We start from the raw sequence: 1,645 nt of genomic DNA on the forward strand, positions 1-1,645 counted from the left end.
GCTCCCAGCGCGTTGAGCAAATCACCCAGCTCGTCCTTGCGCGTGGTCTGCACGTCCACATCGAGGTTGCCGTCAGCCACTTCGCGCGCCACATGGGCCGCGTGCACCAGTGATTCGGCCACCCGGCGCAACATCACCCAGGCCACCGCCACCACGACGGCAGCAGCCACCAGCGACAGCAGCGTGAGCAGCCAGTTCATCCGACTCGACTCATCATTGGCTGCCGTGGCCGCGGCCGTGGAGGCGTCCTTCATCTGTTGCTTCACCGCCGCCAATGAGCTGGCCAGCTTGGCATACGCCTCATCGGCTCCCTGCATCGCCGCCACGCCGGTGTTCGGGTCCACCGACCCCAGGTCGATCGCCGAGTCCGAACGTTTGAGGAACTCGTCAATCTGGACCGTGGCGGTCTGCAGCTCCTGGCGCACCGGACTGTCGGCCGGTGCTTTCTCAGCCAGCACGCCCAGCTCGCGCTGGACGCCCTGCGATTGTTCTGCCATGGCCTTGCGCAGAGCCACGGTCTTGGCCTCTTCCACCGAGCCGATGATGGTCATCAGCCGGTACACCTCCACATGCATGCGGCCCACCTGGTCCTGCACATCGGAGAGGGACTGCAGCTGCGCCAGCTGCTGGGTGAACCGGGCACTGCTGGCCACAGAAGACTGGCCCGAAAAATACGTGTTCAGCTGCCCGGTGGTCAGCACCACGGCCGCCGTGATCACCGGGGCGAGGATCAGCTTGTGGCTCAGTTTCATGTCGGCTCCGGGGCAGTGGGAATGGTCAACGGCGAGCGATTACTTGTAGATGCCGCCACAGACCACGGCGTCTTCCAGCTTCTCGCAGTACATGGCCTTGGGCTCGATCTTCTTGTTCGTGGGGTTGGTGAACTTGTAGTCCTGCCAGAACGTGCCTTTGCTCTGGGCCAGCTCAACGCGCTCCTTCACGAACAGCTTGCCGTCGATGTCCTTGAGCTCGATCAGGTTCTTGCCGATCATCTTTTCGTTGGCGCCATGGGCGCGCACCGTGCCGTCCAGGCCGTAGACCACCAGGTAGAGGTCGTCCTTCTTGAACTGGCTTTCCTTGCTGCTGATTTCGGCATGGCCCTTGTCTTTGCCGTTGGTCTTCATGAAGGCCACGCCCTTCTTGACCATGGCGGTGGCGTCTTCGGCGGTGGCGTCAGCCTGAGCGCTGAACGAAATGGCGAGCAAGGTGGCGGCCACGCAGGCGCCGAGGGTGTTGCGGATGTGTTTCATGGGGTGGTCCTGACGGTGGAGAGGGTTGGCAAAAAGAGGCCGGCCGCATCAGCGGCTCAACCCGGAGGGCTCAGAAACTTTCCCAGTCGCCTTCTTCGCCGGCCGCCACGGCTTGGCGAACAACGGGCGCAGGGCGGGCAACGGGTGCCGGTGCGGGCAAGCGTTTGGCAGCCTCGATGGGCGTCACCACTGTCGCGACCAGGGGCGCAGCAGCTTTGGGACTGGTCGACTTGGGGCCAACGGGTTTGAGGCTGGTCGGCTTGTGCGCCACCGGCTTGAAGGTGTTGGCAGGTTTGGAGACCGCCACCGCCGCTGGCGCGCTGTAGGCCTGTGCGGAGTCGATGCGGAAGATCTTGATGACCTCGGTGAGGCGGCTGGCCTGCTCCTTCAGGCTC

At 64.1% G+C, this 1,645-nt stretch carries 2 protein-coding genes and 1 pseudogene; all 3 read right to left on the reverse strand.

Translation table 11 applies throughout. The annotated features are described in order from the left end of the window. On the reverse strand, nt 1-752 hold a 752-nt coding region (locus IV113_RS22205), incomplete at its 3' end, for an MCP four helix bundle domain-containing protein (protein ID WP_291089700.1). A gap of 39 nt (nt 753-791) precedes the next feature. Further along, entirely contained in the window at nt 792-1,250 is a 459-nt protein-coding gene (locus tag IV113_RS22210) for a cache domain-containing protein (protein ID WP_291089703.1), read from the reverse strand. Nucleotides 1,251-1,320: 70 nt separating this feature from the next. Further along, nucleotides 1,321-1,645 (reverse strand): annotated as a pseudogene (locus IV113_RS22215) (hypothetical protein); the annotation flags it as partial.

The organism is Hydrogenophaga sp., assembly GCF_018780385.1.
Lineage (GTDB): Bacteria > Pseudomonadota > Gammaproteobacteria > Burkholderiales > Burkholderiaceae_C > Hydrogenophaga.